The organism is Streptomyces sp. GL_140 (genome assembly GCF_057834465.1).
This window is the reverse complement of sequence record NZ_CM174404.1, coordinates 6,155,504-6,172,379: the sequence shown is the minus strand read 5'-3', so window position 1 is coordinate 6,172,379 and position 16,876 is coordinate 6,155,504. Positions and strand designations below refer to the sequence as shown.

The following is a 16,876-nucleotide window of genomic DNA, read 5'->3' as shown; positions in this document are numbered from 1 at the left end:
ACGATGATGGACGGCATGAGCGAGCCGCACAGTCCCATGTACCGCCACAACCTCCGCTTCGAGAATCACAGCAAGGTCGTCGACTGGGAGCCAGGGTCCATGTGGGCCGAGCAGGTACCGACAGACGAGACCACGGTTACATGCGCGTGCGGCCTCAACACCGGAGCGGTCCCGAGCAACGAGGCACGCCTCGTCTACGAGGAGCACCGCAACCTGATCCGCGACGAGATCGCCGCCGGGACCATCGACTGAATCGAGCCACGCACGAGGGGTGTTGTACCGGCCATCCCGGGCGTAGCGTGAGCCCCACACCGCCGAGGGGGCCATCCTCGGAGAGCCCCGACCGTGCGCTGACACGGTCGGGGCTCTTCTGCACCTAGTTGCAAAACCGGCGCCCGTGCCCCATCCTGGCCTCACGTCCGGCGTGCCTGGACATCGAAGCCCCGCCACCGCGCGGGGCTTTCGCGCGTTACAGACCGGTCACACGCCAGACGCCCCCACACCCCCAGTGCAACGATGCGGCTCCACCACCGCACCAGGGGGCATCATGGGCTTCATCAACAACGCCAAGGGCGAGACCGCCGCCAAGGCAGCTGCCGCTGCATACACCGCTGGCCGCCAGGTCTTCGCCTTCAAAATCATCGAAGCGAACACGAACAGCCGCAGTACGGGCCCCATGATCGGCGTGGCTGAGCAGATCGAAGGCATCGAAAGCCAGGGCTGGCACCTCACCAACATGGCTGGCGCCGAAGGCAAGGCCCTGGGCAGCGAGCGCACCGCGCTCCTCTGCCTCTTCCGCCGCCGCCAGTAGACCCCCACGCCCAGCACACCCGGAGCCCCGCCAATACACGCGGGGCCTTCGTGCGTCACAGGTCAGTCACAGCCACCACACAGACGCCTGTACCCGGACACAGTGACGCGATGCGCACACACCACAGCATCACCATCCTCGCCGCAGCCGGCGTCCTCGCCCTCACCGCGTGCAACCCGCAGGCCACCAGCACCGGCCGGCCCGCACCCAGCAGCCCGCCGGCCGCCGCACCAACCCCCGCGAGCAGCACGCCTGCGGCGCCCAAGGCCTCAGCCCCCGCGCCCGCTCAGGGCACTGTGCCCAACGCGGTCGGTCAAGTCCTCCAGGCTGCCCAGGACAACGCGCAGGCCGTGGGCTTCTACCTCCTCGGCTCCACTGACGCCCTCGGCCAGAGTCGCCACCAAGTCCTCGACCGCAACTGGAAAGTCTGCTCCCAGACGCCCGCCGCCGGCACGATGACGGCCACGAGTACGAAGCTCGTGTTCCACACGGTCAAGCTCGAAGAGACCTGCCCCTGAGATGAACCGGAGGTGGTGACCGTGGCCGCGATGGGCGACAACCAGTACAACGGCGCCAGGGTCACCACCGAGGAACTCGACGAGCTCCGCCGCCTCCACGCGCAGGGCCTCGGCCGGAACGAGATCGGCCGCGCCATGGGCCGCAGCCAGCGCACCATCAGCGTCTACGCCGCCCGCCTCGGCCTGGCCTTCGACCGTACCGCCACCGAGGAAGCCACCCGAGCCCGCAAAGCGGACCTGGAAGAGAAGCGAGTCATCCTCGCCGAAGCCCTCACCGACGACGCGCTCGCCCTGTCCGCGCAGGTGTGGGAGCCGACGACAATCCACTCCTTCGGCGGCAAGGACCACACGTACAACAGCCGGGACATCCCCGAGCCGCTCGCCGCGGACAAGCGGTCGCTGATGGCCGCCGCCGCAGCCGCCGCCGCGCAGTCCGTACGCCTCGTCCCGCCGGCCGAAGACTCCGGGGCCGCTGACGCCCGCTCGATGCTCGGCAAGCTGTTCCAGGGCCTGGCTGAGGCGGTGAAGGAGGACCAGGGCAGCGAGGAGGCCGAAGGTGAGTCTCCTTGACGCCCTGCCCCTGTCCCGCAAACAGATCCTGTCCATCGTCCAGGCCGATGCCCGCATCAACTTGTGGGAGGGCTCGGTCCGGTCCGGGAAGACCATCGCGTCGCTGCTCCGCTGGCTGATCTACGTTGCCGACGCACCGACCGGCGGCGAGCTCGTCGTGGTCGGCCGGACCCGCGACTCCCTGTACCGCAACATCATCGGCCCGCTGATGAACAGCGACCTGTTCGGCGAGCTCGCGCAGCAGGTCAAGTACACCAACGGCGCACCCATCGCCTACATCCTCGGCCGGGCCGTCCACGTCATCGGCGCCAACGACGCCAAGGCCGAACCCAAGGTCCGCGGTATGACCTGCGCCGGCGCCTACGTCGATGAGCTGACCACCCTCCCGAAGGCGTTCTTCGACCAGCTCGTCGCCCGCTGCTCCGTCCCTGGCGCGCAGATCTTCGCGACGACCAACCCGGACAACCCGGGGCACTGGGTGAAGCGGGACTACCTGAAGCGGGCCGCCGAGACCCGGCTGTCGTCGTGGCACTTCGTCCTCGATGACAACCCGTTCCTCGACCCCGCCTACGTCGCCGCGCTCAAGTCGACCTACACCGGCCTGTTCTACCGGCGGAACATCCTCGGGCACTGGGTGCAGGCCGAGGGCGCGATCTACGACGCGTTCGACGAGCAGCGCCACGTTGTCGCAGAGGTCCCGCACATCGCCCGCTGGCTGTGCGACGCCATCGACTACGGCACGACGAACCCCTACTCCGATCTCCTGATCGGCCTCGGCGTCGACAACCGGCTGTACGTCGTGTCCGAGTACCGGTGGGACTCCCGGGCCCAGCGCCGCAAGAAGACCGACAGCGAGTACAGCCGGGCACGCCGTGCCTGGCTCCAGGGCGTGCCCCATCCGCAGACCAACGTCCTCGGCGTCCAGCCGGAGTGGACGATCGTCGACCCGTCCGCCGCCTCCTACATCGAGCAGCTTCACCGAGACGGCGTGTCCGGCGTCATGCCAGCCGACAACACCGTCCTCGACGGAATCCGGACGGTCGGCTCCCTCATCGCCGGGGACCGGCTGCGGATCCACACCTCCGCGCGCGGGTTGATCGAGGAGATCCCCGGCTACTCGTGGGACGACGAAGCCGCCGAGAAGGGCGAGGACAAGCCCATCAAGCTCGACGATCACAGCTGCGATGCGTTGCGGTACGGCGTCCGTACGACCGAGGCCCTGTGGCGGCCGCACATTCCGACTCTGCTGGAGGTGGCCGCGTGACCGTCGACCAGGCGATCAGCAACGCCGTCCGGATCCTCCAGGCTGCCGAGACCGAAACGAATCTGGCCCTCATGGAGCGCCTCGACCAACTCGCATGCTCGTGGCTGTCCATCGCCAACCTGCTGATGGAACGGGAGCGTGCCTGATGCCCCTACCCACCGCAGATCAGGCCTGGCCGCCCACAGACTCGCGCGTGCAGACCGCGATGGCCGACTGGGACGCCTGGTTCTCCGCCGACCCCGACCGGCTGGAGCAGCGCTACGAAGGCCGCGGCTACCGCAGTGGGGACCGTCCGGCGCAGTTCGCCACGGGCGTTCGGGGGCGCCTCGCCCGATGGTTCTGGGGCAACCCGACCACCGCCGGACAGAAGCGCACCAAGCTCCACGTGCCGCTCGCCGGGGACATCGCCCGGACCTCCTCCGAGCTGCTGTTCTCCGAACCCCCCAAGCTGACCAGCGCGAGCACGGCCACGCAGGACCGCCTCGACGAGCTCGTCGAGAAGGGATTGCACCCCACCCTGCTGGAGGCCGGCGAGCTCGGCGCGGCCCTCGGCGGCGTGTACCTGCGCATCGTGTGGGACGAAGACGTCGCCGACCGACCGTGGATCGCTCCCGTGGCCGCAGACTGCGCGGTCCCCGAGTTCACGTACGGGCGGCTGCGCGCCGTCACCTTCTGGACGCTCCTCGCCTCCGACGACCCCAACGACCGCAGGGTCTGGCGGCACCTGGAGCGCCACGAGCGCGGTGTCATCTACCACGGACTGTACGAGGGCGGTACAGGCAGCCTCGGCCACCCCGTCCCCCTCGAAGACCACCCCGCGACGGCCCCGCTCGCCAACATGGTTGACGCCGAGGGCGGCATCGAAACCGGCGCCCCCGACCACCTCACCGCCGCCTACATCCCCAACGTCCGCCCCGCGCGAGCCTGGCGACACATCCCGTCCGCCGCCTACTGGGGCCAGTCCGACTTTCAGGGCATCGAGGGCATCCTTGACGCCCTGGACGAGACGTACTCCTCGTGGATGCGGGACGTCCGGCACGGCAAGAGCCGCATCGTTGTTGCCAACGCCCTGCTCCAGTCCGCCGGGCCCGGCCAGGGCGCCACGTGGGACGAGGACCAAGAGATCTACTCCGGGCTGAACATGCTCCCGAGGGCGGGCGACCCCAACCCGATTACGCCCGTCCAGTTCCAGATCCGGGTAACTGAGCACCGCGACACCTGCGCCGAACTCGTCGAGCAGGCCGTACGCCAGGCCGGCTACTCCGCCTCGACGTTCGGGGCGACCGGTGACGCGGCTGCGGTCACCGCAACGGAGATCCGGGCCCGGGAACGCCGCAGCATGGCCACCCGCGCCCGCAAAGCCTTGTACTGGAAACCCGCGGTCGCCGACATCACGGCCGCGCTCCTCGCCGTCGAGGCTGGGCCGCTGTTCGGTGTCGCCGGGCTCGACCTGGAACCCCCGGACGTCGAGTTCCAGGACTCCATCAGCGACAGCCCTGGCGAGATCGCCGCAGCCGCCGAGCTGCTGCGCCGGGCCGAGGCCGCGTCCACGGACACCCTCGTCCGCATGATCCACCCCGACTGGGACGACGACCAGGTCAAGGCCGAGGTCAAAAAAATCCAGGGCGAGGCCGGACGGGTCGTTGCAGACCCGGCCATGACCGGTGCGGAAGGGGGAGGCCATGCCGGTTTCCCCAGCCCTGGCGGAGGACCTGGCCCACAGGGTCCGTGAGCTGTACGCCGCAGCCGAGGGTGTGCTCCTGGAGCGTCTCGCCGCCGCGCTGGAGGCGGACATCGACTCCCCACGGTGGGCCGAACTCAAGCTCGCCTCGATCGGCAACCTGCGAAACGCCGTCGAGGAGATCTCGGCCGCACTTCAGGACGACACCACGGGCGCGGTTGCCGAAGCCCTGATTACGGCCTACAACCGGGGTCGGCAAGCCGCTGTGGTCGAGCTCGGAGCGCTGGATATCGGTCGGGAGCTCGCCGCCCGGCGGGCCCTGCCCAATGCGCCGGCCGTCGACCGGCTCGCCGCCTCGTACGCGCAGGACACCCGCCCGCTCTACCAACGGATCACCCGGTCCGTCGTCGACACCTACCGGTCGATTGTGGCCCGGGTGTCCGGAGCCCAACTGCTTACCGGCATCACCCGCCGAGACGCCTCACAACGGGCCCTCGACCAGTTCGCGGCCCGCGGCATCACCGGCTTCACCGACTCGTCCGGCCGCAACTGGGACATGGCCTCGTACGCGGAGATGGCCGTCCGATCCGTCACGGCGCGCGCCGCGATCGAAGGCCATATCGACTCGCTCGCCGAGATCCGAATCGGGCTCGTCATCGTCTCGGACGCGCCGCTCGAATGCCCGCTCTGCCGGCCCTGGGAAGGCGAAATCCTCACCCTCGGCGCCGAGTCCGGGCCCCACACGGTTCGGGCGCAGCATGAGCTGCACGACGACGGCCGCACGATCGCCGTTCACGTCGCCGGGTCACTGATCGAGGCCCGCGCCGCTGGCCTCTTTCACCCGAATTGCAGGCACTCACTTGGCGCCTACCTGCCCGGGGTGACCACCCGACCGCCGCACCATGCGACGCCGGGCACCACCTACGAGGACACCCAACGGCAGCGGGAGATCGAGCGGCACATCCGCTCCTGGAAACGCCGGGCCGCTGCCTCGATGGACGAGCAGGCCCGCCGCAAGGCTCAGGCCAAGATCCGCGACTGGCAGAAGGCCGCGCGCGAGCACGTCGCCGCGCACGACGACATCCGCCGCAAGCCCGCGCGCGAGCAGATCAGGGCCGCCCGCTAGTCCTCGACCTCGCCGTCCTCGGCACTCGCCTCGAAGAGCGCGGCTTCAACGTCGAGCCATTCGTCGGTAGTGACCTCGCTGCCCTCCGCAGCCTCAACGACGGCACGGCTGGCAAGGGCCATCAGGGCCCTAACCACTCCGTCCTTGTCCTCCGACATTTCCCAGAGGGCCGCTTCACCGCTGGTGTCCTCGCGAAGGAACGCCTTCACCAGCCCCACAGCGGTCCGGAACGCTTCCTCGAACTCAGCTTCGTCTGTCATGTGCGGACGATATCCAGCACCGCTTACGGCCGCACGGCCGGGGCAAACCCGCATGGGAGCACACATGATCACCCCTTTCAGGCACACCCTCGCCACGCACCCGGCAGGCGCGATCCTCGGCTACCGCATGGACGGCCGACCGATCCACGTCATCGCGGGTGGCAGCGACGAGGGCGCCGGCGCCGCAGGTGGCACCCCGCCCGCCGGTGACCCCGGCACCCCGCCCGCAACGCCCCCGGCCACACCTCCGGCCGCCCCCGCCCCCGGCGGTGACGACACGGACTGGAAGGCCGAGGCCCGCAAGTGGGAGAAGTGGGCCAAAGAGAACAAGGGCGCCCGCGAAGAGCTGGACGCCCTGAAGGCTGCCAGCCAGACCGAGCAGGAGAAGGCCGTCACCGCGGCGGAGAAGTCCGGCCGCACGGCAGCCGCCGCCGAGTACGCCACCAAGCTCGCCGCCGCTGAGTTCCGGGCCGCCACCGCGGCCGCCGGGCTCGACCTCGGTGAGGCCTCCGAGCTCATCGACACCTCGCGGTTCGTTGCGGACGGCGAGGTCGACACCGACGCCATCAAGGCCGCGGTGAAGAAGCTCGCCAAGCTCGCCCCCCGCAGCCCCGGCCGGTCCGGCGCGGACCACGGGGCCGGCGGCGAGACCCCCGCGTCCCTCGACAAGCAGATCGCCGAGGCGACCGCACGGCGGGACTTTGCGACCGCCATCCGACTCAAGCGGCAACGCGCCGCGACCACATGACCTGAGGAGACACCATGGCCGGGATCACCGGGATGGGTACGACCTTCAACCTTCCCAACTACGCCGGCGAGCTGTTCGCGCTCACCCCGGATGACACCCCGCTGCTGTCCGCGATCGGCGGTCTGACCGGCGGTGGCATGACCACGGCCGTGGAGTTCGAATGGCAGACCTCCGACCTCCGCGACCCGGCTCAGCGGGTCCAGGTCGAAGGCGCGACCGCGCCGACCGCTGAGGAGCGGGTCCGCGCGAACGTACGCAACCTGGCCCAGATCCACCAGTCGAAGGTGTCCGTCAGCTACACCAAGCAGGCCGCGTTCGGGCAGCTCGCCACCCCTGGCAGCGCCCCGTTCCGGTCCGTGGACGGCGACAACCCGATCTCCACCGAGCTGGACTGGCAGATCGCGCAGGAGCTCAAGTCCATCGCCCTGGACGTGAACTTCTCGTTCATCAACGGGCGCTACAGCAATCCGACGACCAACGCGACCGCCCGCAAGACCCGCGGTCTGCTGGAGGCCATCACCACCAACCGGATCGCGCGGGCCACCGTCGTAACCGGCGCCACCTCGGCCACCGACACCGTCACCGCGACGGCGCACGGCATGTCCGACGGCGACAAGATCGTGTTCGTCATCACCGACGCCATGACCAACGTCGTCGCCGGCCGCGTCTACTACGTCGTCTCCAGCGCGACGAACACCTTCAAGGTCGCGACCACGTCCGGCGGCGCCGCGCTGACCCTGGGCACCGCCACGGGCATCTCGTACAACAAGCCCTGGGCAACGACCCTCACGTCCGACCACGTGTCGGACCTGATCCAGCTCGCCTACGACAACGGCGGCATGTCCGAGCAGGCCACCGCGACGCTCCTGTGCAACAGCATCCAGAAGCGCGCCATCACCAAGGCGTACTCCTCGGCGTACGGTCAGTACACGGAGACGTCCCGCACCGTCGGCGGCGTCAACGTCCAGACCATCGTCTCGGACTTCGGCACGCTGAACCTGATGATGGACCGGCACGTCCCGCAGGACACCATCCTCGCCGTGTCCCTGGAGCAGCTCGCCCCCGTCTTCCTCAACGTCCCCGGCAAGGGCGTCATGTTCGAGGAAGAGCTCGCCAAGACCGGCGCGTCCACTGACGTACAGCTGTACGGCGAGATCGGCCTCAAGTACGGGGCCGAGCGCGCCCACGGCGTCATGACCGGCCTGAAGGTCTGACGTGGCCATCTACGAACGACGCTCCGGCGACCACATCGCCGAGAGTGTTCAGCCGGTCCCCGGTTCGGACGCGGAAGCCGCCTACGCGGCCCTCGCCGACGACCCGGCGTCCGGCTGGCGTGTGGTCGAGGAGACCAAACCCAAGCGCACGTCCAAGGCCCAGAAGGAGGAGGGCTGATGGCCCTGACCACCACAGTCGGCGTGACCGTCGACGGGATCTACACCAAGGCTGGGGACCTGTCCACGGCCTCCGACAGCATGTCGAAGCGGTACGGCGCCTATCTGGCGAGCGGCACCGGCGCCGGAAAGGCGGACCTCCGCTTTGCGGACACGCGCACGCTCACCGCGTCCGCGACGGAGGACATCGACCTCGCGGGCAGCCTCGTGGACATCTACGGGGCGACGCTGACGTTCGCCAAGGTCAAGGCGATCATCATCTCCGCGGCGGCCGGGAACACCAACAACGTGATCGTCGGCGCGGGCACCAACCCGTGGATCACTGCCCTGAACGCCACCGGCACGCTCACCCTGCGGCCGGGCGCCTGCGTGGCGCTGTTCGCGGGCGCGGCGGATGCCACGACCTACGCGGTCACGGCGGCCACCGGCGACGTCCTGAAGGTCACCAACTCGGCGGGCTCCACGTCCGTGACGTACGACATCGTGATCATCGGCTCCAGCGCGTAGGAGGTGGCCCATGGCCCGTATCTACGCCACCGCCGAGCAGTACGAGACGTACACGGGGGCGGACGCCCCTGCGGACATCGACTCCCGGCTTGCTCGCGCGAGCCAGATGCTCGACGCGCAGGTGTTCCGGCTCTGCGCATACGCCGTCGGCGACACCGGCCTCCCCACGGACACCGTGGTCGCAGCCGCATTCGCCGACGCAGTGTGCGCGCAGGCCCAATGGGGCGTCGAGGTCGGCGACACCGTCGGGGCGGCCGGAGTGGGCTACGGCTCGGCGCAGATCGGCTCGGTCAACCTCGGCCGGTCCGTCACGGCCGTGTCCGGCGACGACTCCCCGGCCCGGCAGATCGCCCCCGCAGTGTGGGACGCGCTCCGGGCCCCGGACCTCACCCCGGACCGGATCCAGCTCGGGGCGGTGGCCTGGTGAGCACCATCCCCGGCTGGCTCCTCCGCTACACGATCACCATCGAGGCGTACACCGGCGAATCGGCGTACGGACCCCAGTACGCGGCCCCCGTCACCGCGCGGGCCTACGTCGAGGAGACGACCCGCACGGCCCGGACCAAGGACGGCGAGGAGATCACCTCGACGGCCACGAGGGTCTGGTTGTTTCCCACCCAAGCCTGCCCGCCCGAGTCGCGGGTGACGCTGCCTTCTGGGCGGGTCGCCTCGGTCATCACCTCCACCCTCTACGCGGGCGCCGGCCTGCCGACTCCGGACCACCGGGAGGTGACCTGCACGTGAGCCAGTACGCGCGCATGAGCTGGCAGGGCGGCCGCCTCGGAGCGTCCCGGCGGGGGCAGGCGGCGGCCGAGGAGGGTCTCCAGAAGGCCTTGGAGCATCTCCTCTTTGAGTCGCGGAAGCTGGTCCCGCTGGACGAGGGCACACTTGAGCGCAGTGGGCGCGTGACCCGCGACGGCCTCAACGGAGCCGTCACGTACGACACCGTGTACGCCCGGATCCAGCACGAGAACCTGGACTACAAGCACCTGCCGGGCCGCATGGCGAAATATTTGGAAATCCCGCTCAACAGGGATAAGGACGTCATGCTCCGGCTGATGGCGGTCCCCCTGCGGAGGTGGCTGCGTGGCTAGCCTCCTCGACGGTCTGGCCCGCCATCTGGCCGCTCAGGGCCTCGGCGTCTACGACGAGACCGGCGTCACCGGCAGCATTTTCCTCGAAGCCAAGCCGTCCACCCCGGACGTCTGCATCGTCCTAACCATCTACGACGACGGCGCCGAGGCCGACAGCCAACTCGGCTACGACGAGGTACCCGTGCAGGTCAAGGTTCGTGGCACTACCGACCCGCGCGTAAGCCGTGACCTCTGCCAGGACATCCGCTCAGAGCTCCACGGCCTTGGCGAAACCACCCTGCCCGACGGCACGTACTTGCTCCTCTCCCGCGCGAACCAGGCCGTGGCTGGTCTCGGCACGGACGAAAACCGGCGCCACGAGCACGTCTGCAACTGCCGGATGCGTGTTCGCAGCGTGACCGCGCACCGCGTCTGACCCCACCCCCCTTTCCTTCAGCCCGTACGGCACTGCCGGCGGGCTCCTCGCCATGCCCGGAGGAGACACAGCCATGGCAGTGAACACGTACAACGCGCGCGACGCGCGTTTTCAAATCGAGGACTACAACGCACCCGGCACGTGGGTGGATATCGCGATCGGTGCGATCAACACGTGGACCAAGAGCGAGGAGGAGGAGACCACCGACGTCACCACCTTCGGGTCCCTGGGCCAGTCCGAGTCGTACAAGATGCAGATCGGGAAGAGCGTGCAGCTGGAAGGGTTCCGGCTGCGGGACCCGGTGACTTTCGCCCTCGACCCTGGTCAGACCATCGTCGAGGGCATGAACGAGCGACTGGGTCCGGACTCGCTGACCGGCTTCCGGTACGCGCACAAGGACGACACGTCCTGGGTGGTGTTCACCAAGGCCCGCATCACGCTCGGCGACCAGGGTGGCGGCAACAACGACGAAGTGTCGTGGTCAGCGACATTCACGAGGTCCGGCCCGAGCACCACGGCGGTCAAGTCGTGACGGCCCCTCGCGCCACCAAGGCGCAGTCCTGGGAGGACTTCAAGGCCGAGGCCTTCGGGGCCCGCACCGAGATCATCGAGGGCGTCACCGTCCCGGTCCCCTCGGACATCCCGCTCAACTTCGCCGCCCTGTTCTCCACGCTCGGCGCCGAGTCGGAGATCTCCGACTTCGGTGACGCCGTCGGCCTGCTCTACGGCGAGGGCGTGTTCGAGCAGTGGGTCGAAAACGGCATGGGCGCCATCGGCCTGCTCACCGCCCTGATGTGGGGCTACATGCAGGGCAACGGCAAGACCGACGTCGAGTTCGGCGACGCATTCCAGCTCGTCACCAGCGACGACCCGGGAAAAGCAGCGGCCGCGCTCGTCGGGAACCGAGCCGCACGGCGATCGCAGTCCAAAACCACTGGTGGGCGATCGTCGCGGACTTCCGCCGCGAGTACGGGATCCCCGCGGGCGCGATCCCGCACCTAGGCGAGCGCGAGTTCTGGCACCTCGTCTGCGGTCTCTCCCCGGAAGCCATGTTCAGGCGGGTCGCGGCCGACGACCTCTCGGTCATCGATGACGACGCCCTGATCCGCGCTGCCCTTCGCAGCTGACCACGAAGGGCGGCACCCCATGGCCATGACCGTCGGTGAACTCGTCGGCTACGTCCGCGCGGACTCCTCCGACTGGACCCGCGGCCTCGCCCGCGCGGAACTTGCCGCCCAGGGATTCACCGTTGACGCGGCCGGCCGCCTGCGCAACCTTGCGGGGCACTTCGTTGCCGAAGCCTCCGTGATGAACCAGGCCCTGGGGACTGTCGAAGAGGGCCTGGAGGACGTCTCCACGCAGACCTCGGAGACTGCGGCGGTCGTCGAGGTCGAGACCCGCACCATGGCCATGCGCTTCCGGGCGCTGGCGCGCGCCGCCGACGATCTGGGAACCTCGCTCGGGGCGCGTCTCGGCCGGGCCGTGAGCAGCCTGCGCAACATCAACATCGACACCGACCGGCTCGGCTCCATGGCGGGTCGCATCAGTGGCGTCGCGATGTCCTTCGCGAAGGTCGGCGCCGCGATTGGCGCGGCCGGGCCGCTGGTGGCCGGGCTGGCCGCGACGGTGGTCCAGATCGCCCCGGCGGCTCTGGTCGCCGTGTCCGGGCTTGTGGCTCTCAAGCTGGCGACGGGCGCGCTCAAGCTGGGCATGGTGGGTGTGGGCGACGCGGTCAAGGCCGCGATGGACCCTTCGGACCCGCAGGCCTTCGAGGAGGCCATCAAGAACCTCGCACCGTCTGCCCGTGCTTTCGCGCGCGAGGTCCGCACCCTCCAGCCCCAGCTGAAGAGCATTCAGCAGACCGTGCAGCAGGAAATGTTCCGCGACCTGGACACGGTCCTCCGCGACCTGGGCAAGACCACCCTGCCGATCCTCAAGTCCCAGCTCAAAGAGACCGGCATCACCCTCAACTTCATGGCCAAGGGCGTCGGTGACGCGGCCATCGAAATGAGCCGCAACGGCACCCTCGGCAAAGCCCTCTCGGGGGCAAACGAAGGCCTCGCCAACCTGTCGCAGGCCCCCGGGCTCGTGGTCCGGGCCCTGGGCCAGGTCGCTGCAGCAGCCGCGCCCAGCTTCGCCCGGCTCACCGAAGCCGCGGGCGCCGGCCTGAACACCCTCTCCGGCCGCCTGGACAAGGCGTTCGCGTCGAACAAGATGCAGCAGGCCATCGAGGACGCGATCACCGTCTTCAAGCAGCTCTTCGACGTCGTCGGCAACGTCGGCTCGATTGTGGGGTCCGTCTTCTCTGCCGCCCGTACCACCGGCGGCGACTTCCTCGGCGTCCTCACCCAGATCACCGGGGCGATCGCGGAGGCCTTCGCCAGCCCCGCCGTGCAGGGCGCTCTCCAGGCGATCTACGGGACGATGGCGGTGCTCGCCCAAACCGTTGGCCCGCTCCTCATCACCGCGCTCAAGGCCATCGCCCCGGTGTTCACGGCGCTCGGTCCGCCCGTCCAGCGGCTCATCGAGATCCTCGGGGCCGCCCTCGGCCCGATCATCGCCGCACTCGGCCCCGTCCTGGAGGCCGCCGCGGAGGCTGTCGGCGCGCTCCTCGACGCGGTCGGCCCCCTGATCCCGGTGTTCGCGAGCCTGATCGTGGGGCTCCTGCCTGCGCTGACACCGATCCTCAAACTGGTCGCGAACGTCTTCAAAATGCTGGCCCCGCTGGTCGCGCAGCTCGCGGGTGTCCTGATGTCCGCGCTGACGCCGATCCTGGCCGCTCTGATCCCGGTCCTGGAACCGATCCTCGACGCGTTCATGACGCTCACCGAGGCCATCCTGCCGATCCTGTCGGCGCTGATCAGCGCACTCGCCCCGGTCATCACGCAGCTCGCCGGGATCTTCGCGCAGTTGATGGTGGCGCTGGCTCCGGTCATCGCACAGCTGGTGCTGCTGGTCGCGAAAGTCCTGACCGACATGACACCAATGCTGATCACCGTCATTGGCTGGATCGGCAAACTCGCCGAAATGTTCGCTGGTGAGCTCGGCCGGGTCATCAACACCGTGGTCCTGCCCGCCATCGAAGCCATCGTGGCGCTCCTCAAGGGCGACTTCAGCGGAGCGTGGGACGCCGCGAAGAGCATGCTGAGTGGCGTCCTCGACTTCTTCGTCCGAGCGTTCATTGAGCTCCCCGGCCGCGCTGGCTCGGCGCTCGCCGGACTCGCGGGCGCACTGTGGGACCGCGTCCAGGAGGCTGGCGGCCGGATGATGGACTCGGTCCGGCAGAAGAAGAACGAGTTCGTGGACTGGATCCGTGGGATCCCCAGCGCCGCCCAGAACGCCCTTGGTGACCTCGGCAGCATCCTGTGGAACGCGGGCGCCCGCCTGATCAGCGGGTTCATCGAAGGCATCCGGTCGAAGATCGGATCCATCAGGTCCACGCTCAGTGGCATTACAGGCATGTTGCCCGATTGGAAAGGGCCGGCTGATGTCGATGCCCGGATCCTTACCCCCGCCGGCCGCAGCATCATCGAGGGGTTCCAGCGGGGCATCACCGCGCAGACTCCGGCGCTTCAGCAGCAGCTCGGCGGCCTCACGGGCGCCCTGCCGGGGATGGCCCTCGGCCCAGCGGGCGCGGGCGGCCTTCAGGGAGGTGGGGGGCAGCCTCGCACGATCATCGAGTTCGAAGGACCAGAGGCCTTCAAGGCCCTGATCCGCCGCATTGTCCAGGTTGATGGGCGCGGGTCCGTCCAGACCGCTTTCGGCTAGGAGGCCCGCATGTCAGTACCCGACGCCCGCGTCGAGCTCCAGATCGCCGGCACGTGGACGGACGTCACCAACGATGCCCTCCACGCGGGCGCAATCCGGTACAGCTGGGGCCGTCGCGGGGAAGGGTCCCAAACGGACCCTGCGGCAGCCTCGTTCGCACTCCGCAACCCTGACGGCAAGTACAGCTCCCGGAACCCGGGCAGCCCGTATTTCGGGCAGTTGGGCCGCAACACGCCCGTGCGCCTTACGCACGGTGGCGGAACCGTGGGGCTTGTCATCCCGAGTGGGGTCCGAGGAGGCGCGACCACTCCCGACGCGGCAACCCTCGACATCGTGGGCGACATCGACGTCCGTGCCGATCTCACTCCAGCCCATTGGGCAGGAGCGAGCAGCGCCAACAGCTTTGGCGTCCTGGGCAAGTACAACACCACCGCGAATCAGCGCTCATGGCTGCTGTGGCTCCACGAGGACGGGGTGGCCGAGTTCCGGTGGTCCACCGACGGGACCACTACCGCCAACGCCACCTCTAGCCAGCCCGTACCGTTCGGCCCCGGCGAGCGCGGAGCCCTCCGGGCCACGTTGGACGTCAACAACGGAAGCGGCGGCTACACCGTCGTTTTCTACACCGCGCCCACCATGGCAGACCCCTGGGTACAGCTCGGCACCAGCACCGTCACCACCGCCGGCACCACATCAATCTTCAACTCGACCGCTGTTGTGGAAGTGGGGGACATCGCCACCTCCACGCTTGCGGCCACCTCCCGCCAGTACCACTCCATCGAGATCCGCAACGGGATCGGCGGATCTGCTGTCGCCAACCCGGTGTTCAGCGCGCAGGCCAGCGGCACCACTACGTTTGCTGACCCAGCCGGACGAACATGGACCGTCGGAAACGGCGCGGAAATCACCTCCCGCCGTATCCGCGCCGTCCTGGAGGCATCCTCATGGACACCACAGTGGGGTGCGGGCGGCCACGACGTCACCACCCCCGTTGAGGCGGCCGGCATCCTGCGGCGCCTCGGCCAAGGCGCGAAAGCCCTGGCCTCGCCACTGCGGCGCAGGATCCCCACGGTAGGGGCTCCGGTCGCCTACTGGCCGCTGGAGGACGGCCGGTCTGCCCTCCAGGCCTACTCGCCACTGCCGGCCGTGTCACCGCTGGCCGTATCCGGATTCGAGTTCGCCGCAGACAACACACTCCTCGGATCCGCGCCGCTTCCCCGCATCACGGCATCTGCCAGCATGCTCGGCGTGGTCCCGGCCCACACCGCTACGGGACAGTGGCTCGTTGCTTGTGTCTTCTACTGGGCGACCCCGCCCGCCTCGCCCACCGTCCTCATGGACTTCGCGACCACGGGAACTGCCGCTCGCGTCGTCCTCACCGTCGACAACGGCAGCCTCTCCCTCGACGGATATTCCAGCACCGGCGCGAGCTTGTTCAGCGTGCCTTCGGTAACCACTGGTTTCGGATTCCATGGCGCCTGGACCCGTCTGGAGATCAACGCCGAGCAGACGGGCGGGAACACCCGGTACCGGATCGGCTGGGTCGACGTGTCGGGGGGCGGCTTCGGAAACGACACCACCATCGCCGCGACCGCAGGAACCGTGACCACGATCGGCACCTCGTTCGGCGCGCTCGCGGCCGACGTGCGCCTCGGCCACCTCGGAGTGTTCGCCAGCTCGAACACATCCGTCTACGACCGTGCCGATGACGGCTGGTTCGGCGAAACCGCAGCCGCCCGATTCCGCAGGCTGGCCACCGAGGAGAACGTGCCAGCCATTGCCGGGACCGCCCCGACCCAAATGGGCCCCCAACGCTCTGAAACCCTCCTAACCCTGCTCGGCGAATGCGAGACCTCGGATGGCGGGATCCTGTACGAGGACCGGGAACGGGCGGGCCTTATCTACCGGGGCCGCACCACCTTGTACAGCCAGACCCCGAGGCTGACCATCCCCTACGCGCAGCTCGCGCCGCCGCTGAAACCGGTCGACGATGACCGGCACCTTCGCAACGACCGCACCGTGAGCCGCGTTGGCGGCTCGTCCGCGCGGGCCGTCCTGACAAGCGGTTCCCTGTCGACTGCGGCCCCGCCGTCAGGTGTCGGCACCTATGACGACTCCCAGACCATGAGTTTGGCCTCTGACGGCCAGTGCGAGGACATTGCCCACTGGCTGCTACATCGAGGCACCTGGGATGAGGCCCGGTATCCGAGCGTGCGGATCTACCTGCACAAATTCCCAACACTCATCCCGGCGGTGGCCGCGCTCCAGCCGGGCGACATCATCCGCATCACCGGTCTGCCTGCGTGGCTTCCACCTGGCCCTCTCGATCTGATGGTCGAGGGCGGCGACGAAGAGCTGAAGACGTTCGAGTGGACAGTCACGCTGGCATGCTCGCCGGCGGGCCCGTGGACCGTGGCCGTGGTCGACGACCTCGTCACCGGCCGGGCCGACACCGACGGCTCGACCCTCGCCTCGGGCGTCACGTCGACCGCGACGTCCCTGTCGGTTGCAACCGTGGGCGCACCGCTGTGGTCCACCTCGGGCGCCGAGCTCCCTGTCGACATCGAGGTCGGCGGCGAGGTCATGCGGGTGACCGCGATCTCGGGCGCGGCCAGCCCGCAGACGTTCACCGTGACCCGCTCGATCAACTCGATCGTCAAGGCGCAGTCCGCCAGCGCGGACGTTCGCCTCGACCAGGCCCCAATCATCAGCTACTGAGGAGG

21 protein-coding genes are annotated in these 16,876 nt (G+C 69.1%); 20 read left to right on the top strand and 1 reads right to left on the bottom strand.

Going from position 1 to position 16,876, the window contains the following annotated elements; genetic code table 11:
• The first annotated feature begins 15 nt into the window (after positions 1-15).
• From AC3IYJ_RS29095 to AC3IYJ_RS29060, 8 genes are all read left to right on the top strand, one after another.
• Positions 16-252, top strand: coding sequence for a hypothetical protein (locus tag AC3IYJ_RS29095; protein ID WP_489397493.1), 237 nt, complete (start codon positions 16-18; stop codon positions 250-252).
• A gap of 295 nt (positions 253-547) precedes the next feature.
• Positions 548-811 carry a hypothetical protein gene (locus AC3IYJ_RS29090; RefSeq protein ID WP_489397492.1) on the top strand — a complete coding sequence of 88 codons (264 nt, stop codon included), beginning with the start codon at positions 548-550 and terminating at the stop codon, positions 809-811.
• Positions 812-921: 110 nt separating this feature from the next.
• A complete protein-coding gene (locus AC3IYJ_RS29085; RefSeq protein ID WP_489397491.1) occupies positions 922-1,329 on the top strand; it encodes a hypothetical protein in 408 nt (135 codons plus the stop codon).
• Between the two features lie 30 nt (positions 1,330-1,359).
• On the top strand, positions 1,360-1,899 hold the full coding sequence (locus tag AC3IYJ_RS29080; protein ID WP_489402958.1) for a hypothetical protein: 540 nt from the start codon (positions 1,360-1,362) through the stop codon (positions 1,897-1,899).
• Positions 1,886-3,163, top strand: a complete 1,278-nt coding sequence (locus tag AC3IYJ_RS29075) for a PBSX family phage terminase large subunit (protein ID WP_489397490.1) — start codon at positions 1,886-1,888, stop codon at positions 3,161-3,163. Before AC3IYJ_RS29080 ends, AC3IYJ_RS29075 begins: the two co-directional genes overlap by 14 nt.
• Positions 3,160-3,309, top strand: coding sequence for a hypothetical protein (locus AC3IYJ_RS29070; RefSeq protein ID WP_489397489.1), 150 nt, complete (start codon positions 3,160-3,162; stop codon positions 3,307-3,309). The genes AC3IYJ_RS29075 and AC3IYJ_RS29070 overlap by 4 nt, the downstream gene beginning before the upstream one ends.
• Positions 3,309-4,895, top strand: coding sequence for a phage portal protein (locus AC3IYJ_RS29065; RefSeq protein ID WP_489397488.1), 1,587 nt, complete (start codon positions 3,309-3,311; stop codon positions 4,893-4,895). The genes AC3IYJ_RS29070 and AC3IYJ_RS29065 overlap by 1 nt, the downstream gene beginning before the upstream one ends.
• The gene (locus AC3IYJ_RS29060; protein ID WP_489397487.1) at positions 4,846-5,970 is read left to right on the top strand and encodes a phage minor capsid protein; all 1,125 of its coding nucleotides are present in this window, start codon (positions 4,846-4,848) and stop codon (positions 5,968-5,970) included. The genes AC3IYJ_RS29065 and AC3IYJ_RS29060 overlap by 50 nt, the downstream gene beginning before the upstream one ends.
• Here AC3IYJ_RS29060 and AC3IYJ_RS29055 read toward each other — a convergent pair.
• Complete coding sequence (locus AC3IYJ_RS29055) at positions 5,967-6,230, bottom strand: hypothetical protein (protein ID WP_489397486.1); 264 nt, start codon at positions 6,228-6,230, stop codon at positions 5,967-5,969. The two genes, AC3IYJ_RS29060 and AC3IYJ_RS29055, sit on opposite strands and share 4 nt — an antisense overlap.
• Positions 6,231-6,294: 64 nt before the next feature.
• On the opposite strand from AC3IYJ_RS29055, the gene AC3IYJ_RS29050 reads away from it, so the two are divergent.
• From AC3IYJ_RS29050 to AC3IYJ_RS28995, 12 genes are all read left to right on the top strand, one after another.
• Complete coding sequence (locus tag AC3IYJ_RS29050; RefSeq protein ID WP_489397485.1) at positions 6,295-6,978, top strand: hypothetical protein; 684 nt, start codon at positions 6,295-6,297, stop codon at positions 6,976-6,978.
• A gap of 14 nt (positions 6,979-6,992) precedes the next feature.
• Positions 6,993-8,192 (top strand): SU10 major capsid protein, encoded by a 1,200-nt coding sequence (locus tag AC3IYJ_RS29045; RefSeq protein WP_489397484.1) that lies wholly within the window; start codon positions 6,993-6,995, stop codon positions 8,190-8,192.
• Between the two features lies 1 nt (position 8,193).
• A complete protein-coding gene (locus tag AC3IYJ_RS29040; protein ID WP_489397483.1) occupies positions 8,194-8,370 on the top strand; it encodes a hypothetical protein in 177 nt (58 codons plus the stop codon).
• Positions 8,370-8,876, top strand: a complete 507-nt coding sequence (locus AC3IYJ_RS29035; protein ID WP_489397482.1) for a hypothetical protein — start codon at positions 8,370-8,372, stop codon at positions 8,874-8,876. Before AC3IYJ_RS29040 ends, AC3IYJ_RS29035 begins: the two co-directional genes overlap by 1 nt.
• A 10-nt stretch (positions 8,877-8,886) precedes the next feature.
• Positions 8,887-9,303: a hypothetical protein gene (locus tag AC3IYJ_RS29030; protein ID WP_489397481.1), complete on the top strand. Its 417-nt coding sequence runs from the start codon at positions 8,887-8,889 to the stop codon at positions 9,301-9,303.
• Positions 9,300-9,620 carry a hypothetical protein gene (locus AC3IYJ_RS29025; RefSeq protein ID WP_489397480.1) on the top strand — a complete coding sequence of 107 codons (321 nt, stop codon included), beginning with the start codon at positions 9,300-9,302 and terminating at the stop codon, positions 9,618-9,620. Before AC3IYJ_RS29030 ends, AC3IYJ_RS29025 begins: the two co-directional genes overlap by 4 nt.
• On the top strand, positions 9,617-9,970 hold the full coding sequence (locus AC3IYJ_RS29020; RefSeq protein WP_489397479.1) for a hypothetical protein: 354 nt from the start codon (positions 9,617-9,619) through the stop codon (positions 9,968-9,970). The genes AC3IYJ_RS29025 and AC3IYJ_RS29020 overlap by 4 nt, the downstream gene beginning before the upstream one ends.
• The gene (locus tag AC3IYJ_RS29015) at positions 9,963-10,385 is read left to right on the top strand and encodes a minor capsid protein (RefSeq protein ID WP_489397478.1); all 423 of its coding nucleotides are present in this window, start codon (positions 9,963-9,965) and stop codon (positions 10,383-10,385) included. Before AC3IYJ_RS29020 ends, AC3IYJ_RS29015 begins: the two co-directional genes overlap by 8 nt.
• Positions 10,386-10,458: 73 nt before the next feature.
• Positions 10,459-10,917 (top strand): phage tail tube protein, encoded by a 459-nt coding sequence (locus tag AC3IYJ_RS29010; RefSeq protein ID WP_489397477.1) that lies wholly within the window; start codon positions 10,459-10,461, stop codon positions 10,915-10,917.
• Positions 10,914-11,387: a hypothetical protein gene (locus tag AC3IYJ_RS29005; RefSeq protein WP_489397476.1), complete on the top strand. Its 474-nt coding sequence runs from the start codon at positions 10,914-10,916 to the stop codon at positions 11,385-11,387. The genes AC3IYJ_RS29010 and AC3IYJ_RS29005 overlap by 4 nt, the downstream gene beginning before the upstream one ends.
• Positions 11,388-11,531: 144 nt before the next feature.
• Positions 11,532-14,153 (top strand): phage tail protein, encoded by a 2,622-nt coding sequence (locus AC3IYJ_RS29000; protein WP_489397475.1) that lies wholly within the window; start codon positions 11,532-11,534, stop codon positions 14,151-14,153.
• Positions 14,154-14,162: 9 nt separating this feature from the next.
• Entirely contained in the window at positions 14,163-16,871 is a 2,709-nt protein-coding gene (locus tag AC3IYJ_RS28995; protein WP_489397474.1) for a hypothetical protein, read from the top strand.
• Positions 16,872-16,876 lie beyond the last annotated feature (5 nt).